General features: G+C 67.2%; 9 protein-coding genes. 1 reads left to right on the top strand and 8 read right to left on the bottom strand.

The genetic code is table 11. The annotated features are described in order from the left end of the window. Window positions 1-230: 230 nt before the first annotated feature. The 6 genes from dnaB to ACWC0C_RS47760 all read right to left on the bottom strand — a co-directional run bounded on the left by dnaB (window position 231) and on the right by ACWC0C_RS47760 (window position 3,973). A complete protein-coding gene (gene dnaB / locus ACWC0C_RS47785; RefSeq protein ID WP_450871454.1) occupies window positions 231-1,577 on the bottom strand; it encodes a replicative DNA helicase in 1,347 nt (448 codons plus the stop codon). Window positions 1,578-1,731: 154 nt separating this feature from the next. Further along, entirely contained in the window at window positions 1,732-2,292 is a 561-nt protein-coding gene (locus ACWC0C_RS47780) for a DciA family protein (protein WP_450871453.1), read from the bottom strand. After that, window positions 2,289-2,522: a hypothetical protein gene (locus ACWC0C_RS47775; protein WP_450871451.1), complete on the bottom strand. Its 234-nt coding sequence runs from the start codon at window positions 2,520-2,522 to the stop codon at window positions 2,289-2,291. The genes ACWC0C_RS47780 and ACWC0C_RS47775 overlap by 4 nt, the downstream gene beginning before the upstream one ends. A 47-nt stretch (window positions 2,523-2,569) precedes the next feature. After that, window positions 2,570-3,271 carry a restriction endonuclease gene (locus ACWC0C_RS47770; RefSeq protein WP_450871449.1) on the bottom strand — a complete coding sequence of 234 codons (702 nt, stop codon included), beginning with the start codon at window positions 3,269-3,271 and terminating at the stop codon, window positions 2,570-2,572. 73 nt (window positions 3,272-3,344) lie between these two features. Continuing rightward, complete coding sequence (locus ACWC0C_RS47765; RefSeq protein ID WP_450871448.1) at window positions 3,345-3,554, bottom strand: hypothetical protein; 210 nt, start codon at window positions 3,552-3,554, stop codon at window positions 3,345-3,347. A 155-nt stretch (window positions 3,555-3,709) separates the two neighbouring features. After that, entirely contained in the window at window positions 3,710-3,973 is a 264-nt protein-coding gene (locus tag ACWC0C_RS47760; RefSeq protein WP_450871446.1) for a DnaJ C-terminal domain-containing protein, read from the bottom strand. On the opposite strand from ACWC0C_RS47760, the gene ACWC0C_RS47755 reads away from it, so the two are divergent. Further along, window positions 3,854-4,306, top strand: a complete 453-nt coding sequence (locus tag ACWC0C_RS47755) for a DUF6233 domain-containing protein (RefSeq protein ID WP_450871458.1) — start codon at window positions 3,854-3,856, stop codon at window positions 4,304-4,306. The two genes, ACWC0C_RS47760 and ACWC0C_RS47755, sit on opposite strands and share 120 nt — an antisense overlap. 4 nt (window positions 4,307-4,310) lie before the next feature. Here the strand turns inward: ACWC0C_RS47755 and ACWC0C_RS47750 are convergent, their stop codons facing one another. Next, window positions 4,311-7,028, bottom strand: coding sequence for a tyrosine-type recombinase/integrase (locus ACWC0C_RS47750; protein WP_450871456.1), 2,718 nt, complete (start codon window positions 7,026-7,028; stop codon window positions 4,311-4,313). A 91-nt stretch (window positions 7,029-7,119) separates the two neighbouring features. Continuing rightward, on the bottom strand, window positions 7,120-7,350 hold the full coding sequence (locus ACWC0C_RS47745) for a hypothetical protein (RefSeq protein WP_450871444.1): 231 nt from the start codon (window positions 7,348-7,350) through the stop codon (window positions 7,120-7,122). Window positions 7,351-7,458 lie beyond the last annotated feature (108 nt).

The raw sequence follows: 7,458 nt of genomic DNA, 5'->3' as shown, positions 1-7,458 counted from the left end.
AACCGGGCGGCCACTCCTACGAAGCCACTGAAGGCAAGAGCCCATAAGCCACACCCGGCCCTCCCGGGCCGCCAATCAACTTACGGAGAGCCCATAATCCGGGCTGTGTGGTCCGTAGTCGTCCCGGTCTCGTTGGTTAGTCACGCAGCCCCTCCCCCTGCGTAGCCCCACCGCTCCGAGAGCCTACTGCGCAATGCAAACGGGCCTTCTCGCGTGATCGCACGATCGGTCTAGGTCTGGGCCATGTCGACGAAACGTGAGTAGTGGCCCTGAAAGGCGACCACGATGGTGGCGGTAGGACCGTGCCGGTGCTTGGCGACGACCAGATCGGCCTCGCCGGCGCGGGGAGACTCCTTCTCGTAGGCGTCTTCGCGGTGGATGAGGATGACGACGTCGGCGTTGTCCTCGAGTGCTCCGGAGTCACGCAGATCGCTGATCATGGGTCTCTTGTCGGTGCGCTGCTCTGGTCCTCGGTTAAGGGTGGAGATGGCGACGATGGGCAGCTGAAGTTCCTTGGCCAGCAGTTTCAGACAGCGCGCGATCTCGGAGATTTCCTCGTAGCGCGAGTTCAGGGGCCGGGTGCCGAAGGTGAGCAGATGGACGGCGTCGATCACGATGAGCTGGACGCCCACGCGGCTGTGCAGGTAACGGCAATGGGCCCGCAGGTCGTGCACGTTGGAGTAGGCACCGTCCTGGATGTAGAGCGGGGCAGCGCTGACGTCCGGCATGCGGCGAGCGAGCCTGGTCCAGTCTTCGTCCGTCATCGTCCCGGACCGCAGGTGGTGCAGTGCGACGCGGGCTTCGGCCGACAGCAGCCTCGTGCCGATTTCGTGGCCGGTGGCTTCGAGGGTGAACAGAGCGGCGGGCAGGCCGTGCTTGATGCTCGCCGATCGAAGAAAGTCGAGGCCCAGCGTAGTTTTGCCCATCGCCGGGCGGGCGGCCACAACGATCAGCTGACCGGGGTGGAGTCCCCCAGTCAGCGAGTCCAGGTCGGTGAAGCCGGTGGGCACACCGGGCAGTGTGGCTTCGCGGCCGCCGACCGCCTCAATCCAGTCGAGGGTGCCCTCCATGACGTCGCCGAGGGGAGCAGCGGGAGGCAGCAGGGGACGTCGAGTTGTTGCGGCGAAGATCTCGGCCTGTGCGGCATCGGCGATGCGCTCGGCGGCGTCCGGTGCTGCCTCGGAGACCAGGTTCTCGATATGGACCGCCGCGATCTTCGTGCGGCGCAGCATGGCCGCGTTCTGCACGCGTTCAGCCTCGGTCGACCAGCTCCGGGACGGTGACGGGCCGTTCATGAGTGCGGTGATGTAGGCCGCGCCTCCTGCCTCTTCCAGGCGCTCCTGCTCGCGAAGATGGGTGATCACGGCGGCCGGGTCCGTGGCCTGGCCGCGCCCGTACAGGTCGAGGATCGTGGTGTAGAGAAGATCGTGGGCCGGTCGGTAGAAGTCGTGGCTGCCGAGAGCGTCGACGATGTCAGCGATCGCATCTTTCGACCGCAACATCGCTCTCAGAACCGCCTTCTCTGCACTCAGATCGTGCGGATGGTGCAGCGCATCGCCGATCTCCTCGAGAGACAACCGGATCCCCCTTGCTCGTCCCGCCCCCTGGGTGCCTCGGTCGGCACAAGATCAGGGTAGCGACGGCTTCGGAGAGGGATGCGCCCAACGGCCAGGTCGGTCCCGCGAGTGGTTTCGACGCACGCCTCGAGACGCACCGTTGGCCCGGCGCCCGTTACAGCGGGCGGGAAGGCTCTCTCGGCAGCAGCTTGGTCTGTCGAGCGAAAGCAGCTTGAACGCTGGGAGCGGGTGCCGACGGCGCCGGCTGCCGAAAGAGCGTGTCGCCTGCCTCGACGGAGGCTGGCAGCGAGGGCGCCGGGATGTCCTTGTTCACCACGCGGATCAACCGCACGGTGTCCGGTCCGAGAGCGGCGTTGAGCCTCGGGATGAGATGGGGCGCGAGGATCCTGGCCTGGGTGAGCCACGCTCTGGAGGAACTGGTCAGTGTCAGGGTTCCGCTCTCCCGATCAAACGCGGTCGGGTAAACGTGCCGGGCCATGTCATCACCGGCCACCGACGCCCATTCCGGCAGGGGCGAGGCATTGGTCCAAGTCCAAGCGAACGTGTCCAGCAGGAGCTGCCCAACGGCGACCGGTGGAGTCAGCCCCCTGGCGCGCCGGTATCGCTCGGCGGCCGACCGCGCAAAGCTGTGCCGACAGGCGTCTTCTTTCGCCCGCCAGAGCATCACCCGGGCCAGATCCACCCGCCCGCCGCCGGCTGCTCCCCGGGAGATCACAGGAGGTCCTGCTGACGCAGAGCCGGGGTACCCCAGACCCGCGTGACGTTGTGGTCGGTAAACGCGTACACCAGCCGGTACGCGGACGCCGAGTTCGGCCCGTGGCGCAGCTGCGCGAGGTACTGCTCCGCCTCCGGTTCGCTGCGCCGCGGGGCCCCGCATGACCTGCCGGAGGTAGTGCTCGCGGTCCTGCTCTTCGGCGGCTCCAACGCGACCAATGCCATCTCCATGCCGAAAAGGGGTGAGGAGTGCAGTATGCCAGTCATCGTGGCGCATATCAGCTGTCTCGGTCAGGCGAAGGGGCGTTGCCTGTGCCGCCGCCGCTTCCGTTCAGCGGGATCAAGGTCTCCAGGTGAGCGCCTTTGACCCAGGAGCCCAGCAGGTCGCGGTGCATGGCCACGATGTCCTGGCGCAGCGCCAGGCCTAACGCGGCCTTCGTGAAGGTGCGGCAGGTGGTGACGAATAAGGCGACGTCGGCGCCGTGTTCGAGACGGGCGGTGCCGACGAACTTCTGCATGTCCTGGGAGGACACACTCCGGTGCGGCGCGTACTTCTTGCACTGGACGACCACTTTGCGGCCGTCGGCCAAGTAGCCGACGACGTCCGCGCCCAGGTCACCGCTCTTGCCGCTGACGACGACCTTCGTGCAGCCGTCCCGTCGGCACAGGTCGGCGACGTACGTCTCGAATTCCTGCCACGACAACGCGTCGACCTCGGCCATCGACAACTCCCGTGCCCTGGCCTCTTCCTGCGCCCGCCACGCGCGGTCCTGGCCGACCGCACGCCGGTGTGCCCGCAGCAGCGCCCATCCGGCGCCGCCCATCGTGGCCGCGGCGAGCACGGCCACCAGGACGGGCCACACCTCCGACCAGTGCCCGGCCACCCACACCGCGGCGGCCGCCGCCGCCAACGCAGCCCAGCCCTGCAACTGCCTGCGTGTCCGTTTCTTCAAGCGCCAGCGGCGTCGCCGTGCTGCCATCACTCCCCTACTCCCCAACCCGCGATTCGCATGGCGCTGACGGGCGCCGTCCGGCCCGTGCGCGTGCCGGAGCTCATCGGCCGGCGTGGGTGACTCCGCTCGCAAGCTGTCCCACGATGTTCAAGATTCCCTGGCCCGCCGGGGTGGGCGCGATCAGGACACCCAGCGCTAGGACGATGACGACGGTCAGCTTCTCGTCGAAGCGGCTGCGGGCCTCCGTACGCCGCCGCAACCGCCAGACGACGATGACTGCGAGCAACACCGCCACGTTGATGGTCAGCAACCGTCCAGACCTCCCCCACCGACCGGTCACCACTACGCCGGAACGGCAGAACGCCGCCCCAGTCTTCTTGTGTAGCGGCGCTCCAGTAATGTTGGAGACGGGTTGCCGACGAATGGCACAAAGCCATCGGACCTGGCCGAATACCGCGCGGTGGATCAGTCGTGGACGTGCACGGTGACGTACAGGTCGCCGGGGGCACCGCCGTGTTTGCCGGGGCCGCCCACTTCGCGGATCCGGATCTTCTGTCCATCCTTGACGCCGGTGGGGATGCGGACCTGCTGGCGCGCATCGACGACAAGATCGAGCAGCTCCTGCAGCAGCAAGCCGAGCAGGAGCACGGTCGCCGCGCGAAGCCGCGGCCGCCAGAGTGGATCGTCGAACTCGGCATCGGTGTCGGCCGGCCACCCACGCAGGTCCACCGGGGTACCTGCTACATGGCGGGTAAGCGGCGCCGTCCCGTCGGTCGGGACGAAGCCCGGCACCTGCTCGCCGATGGCACCAGTGCCTGTACCCACTGCCGCCCCGACATCGATCTCGGGATCAACATCGGCTTACCAGACCCGTGCCTGCTCCATGCCTTCGAAGCAGCGTCTCCAGCACAAGTTCTGCAGCGGTCGAACCGCGCTCCGAGTGTGGCAGACGATACGATCGATCGCTGCTGCTTCGGCCAGACGTGCGCCGTTGATCACCAGGGGGAGATGTCGTGTCCAGCCGTGTTCAACCGGTGCAGCAGGGCGACCCGCGCCGTGTAGGTCCTTACCGCGTCGTGGGACGACTTGGAGCTGGCGGCATGGGCACTGTGTATGCCGCGCTCGGCGCGGCAGGAGAGCGGATGGCCGTCAAGGTCATCCATCCAGCGCAGACTGCAGATGATGAGTTCCGTGCTCGCTTCCGGCGGGAAGTACAGCTCTCCCGTCGCCGACGGTCGGCGGTGCTGGTCAGAATGGGCAGGACGGACAGTCGCTCGCGGGTGCGCTGGTCCATCCGGGCCTTGCGTCGCTTGCGTTCCTTCGCCTTGTGGATCTCGTCCTCGCCGATGGGGCAGGGCACGGCCCATGGCCCCCAGCGGGCTGGTTCTTCGGCTGCCCACTGTGCGATGTCGAGGTAGAAGGCCCGTACTCGCATGAGTTTGTCCTTGGCATTGAGCCGCGGACTGGAGACCTCGATGTTGTTGCCGTCGGGGCCAGTGATGGTGCGTTTCTTGACCTTCAAGTCCTCCTTCCAGGCGCGAGTCACTGCCGGTGGCAGCCGCAGCGAGTCGGTTCCCGGCGTGAGGGCTTCGATTCGGGCCCAGAACAGGCCCGCGAGCGTGCGCGAGATCGCGTCCAGGCTGCCGAAGTCCAGCGAAGGCTGCCGCTCCCTCAGGTAGTCCACGATCAGATCGCGGACCGGCCGGCACTGGATGCGGTAGCGGTCCACCAGCTCCTCGATGCTCAACTGGCCAAGGGCAAGGCCGAATGCCCGGATCGTTGCCGGGGCGTCCTCAGGGAAGATGCCCAGGGCGCGCAGCCGCAGATAGAAGTCGTCCTTCCTCTGCCCGCCGCGGGCATGCACCCGGCGCTGGGCGTCGACGAGCTCCACGCAGTCGCCGACCGTGATGTCGCGGATGAGTCCGCCCTTGCAGGCCAGGAGGGTCGCGATGCGTGTCGCGGCGATCTGGGCGTCCTTGCGCGAGTTCGCCAGCCCGGACTCGGCCAGCTGGTGCAGGCGTGCGAACCCGTCGGGATCGTGGAGCTGAGCCATGGCAGAGGCGAGATACCGGTGCGTGCGGGTGAGCATCCACGGCAGACCAGGGCGGATGACGTCTGCGCAGATCAGCATGAGCAGCCCTGAAGACAGGTCATCACGGTCAGACGAGGGCGAGTGCCCGCGCTTGCGCAGCCACCGCAGCGGAAGGTCCACCCAGGCGGCACCGGGGAGATCCTCCGCGCCGCTGGCCATCCACCGTTGTTGCCAGGTGTTCCCCGGCAAGCTCGACAGCCAGCGCAGCAGCTTGGTCACCCCTCGTCGACGGCCGGCTCGGGTGCCGTTGACCGCCGAGTCGAACGGCGGCGAAGTCAGCCGCCGCAGCGTCTCCTCCAATGGCTGTGCACCGTGGGGCCACCACAGCTCGGCCGCCCGAGCCGGGAAACGCGCCCGCAGGTGGCTGTTCCTCGCCTGAGCCTGCTCCGCCGTCACGTATGAGACCTCCAACGGCCTGCGCGTCACGTGCTTGACGACAGCAGTCACGACAAGCCCGAACAAGACGTCCAGCGATGCCGGGTTGTAACCCGGTGCCGGAGAAGGAGCAGGCTGACTGGACTTGCGGGCCTGCCGCTCGTGATGGGCCAGCACCCCGGCCACAACCTCGTCCTTGCGCGGGGTCAGATACACCTCCGTGGCGGATAAATGCGTATGCCCGAGGACCCATTGGACGTCGGCCAACGACAACTTCGGGTCTCGCACCATTCGGACAGCCGCGCTGTGCCGCAGATCGTGAAGGGTCCAGTCGGCGCCGAGCGAAGCATTGACCCGCTCGAACATCCGGTGTGCACCGTGATAGGTCAGCGGCCGAAACGGGCGCCGCCGTGTCCACCACACCGGCTGGGTGCGACCGCGGGGCACCTGGCCGTGCACTTCCTGTTGATAGAGGCGCAGCCACACGAACGCGTCCGCCGACGCCGGCACCTGCTGCACCGCCCGCGAGCCCTTTCGAACCACGCTGATCAACTGCTGGCCGGGGTCGACGTCGCGCTGCCGGATACCGATCAGCTCCGAAGCGCGTACTCCGGTGGATATCCAGAATGCGACCAAAGCCCGGTCACGGTGGGAGCGCAGAGCGGCGAACAGCTCGTTGAACCACTTGTCGGGAATCGAGCGCGGGATCCGCCGCGGGATCCGCTCCGGAAGGCTGGGCCGGTAGCGGCCCACTCGCTCGGGTTTCCAGCCGTCCATCGGGTTGTGGTGCGCGTGCGCACGGCCGGAACGACGCGACAGGTCCAGCGGGAACGGATTGATCAGCGGGTCGGCTCCCACGTCGCGGTGGATGTCGTAGAAGCGCCGCAGAACCGTCTCGCTGTGCGCCACGGTGGTCGCAGCGTAACCGGGCCCGGTCGGCGGCTTCCCCGTCACGGGGTTCGGGCCACCGGTGGCCTGCACCGATCGTCGGCCGGAAGCCTTGCCTGGGCTCGGTTTGACCGTCAGCTGGATCCAGCGGCTAAAGTCCCTGGCCTCCACTCGGGTCGCTCGGTCCCAGGGAATGCCCACCACCTGCAGAAACCGCCACCACCTGAGCACATCCATTCCGTAGGAGCGGACCGTCGACGTGGCTTTCCCAGCCGCCAGTAACTCCTGGAAGTAGACGACGACCGCTTCCACTGTCACACCATCGCGATCGAGGCGTCGATAAGGCTCGTACCGATCACCGGTCTCCACCAGCCGTCCCCACCGAGGAACCACCGACGTCCTCAGGTCCCGCCCGAGCGCATCGTCCATCACGACCGGTGACCGTAACGACCGCAGGCAGCATTGGCTCCCTGAACTGCCCAATTCCCACTGTTCGTTCAGTCAACGGGGCGTACGCTGCTCACTCCTCCGCCCCGATCCCGCCCAACGCGAGCGGCTGATGGAGATTCGAGACAACCTCGTTGACCGCATCACCGAAGCGGAAAAGGAAGGCTGGCTCGGCGAGATCGAAGGTCTTCAGGTCAGCCTGGCTGGTGCCGAGGAGAAGCTCCGCCAGCTCGATCGGAGCCAGGAGCAGCCTTCTGCCGTGGACCTTGGCATCCCCACCACGCGTGGTGATCGATGAACCCACGAAGGTAAGAGCGCTACTGACCTTGTTGGCGTGATGTCGTGGCTGACAAGTGGTGGTTGTCGCGGTAGGCCGGTCACATGAGGTATCCGCAAGGGGGCGGGCTCACCG

The sequence above is a fragment of the Streptomyces sp. NPDC001709 genome, from assembly GCF_053596375.1.
This window is presented reverse-complemented; position numbering and strand designations above follow the sequence as displayed.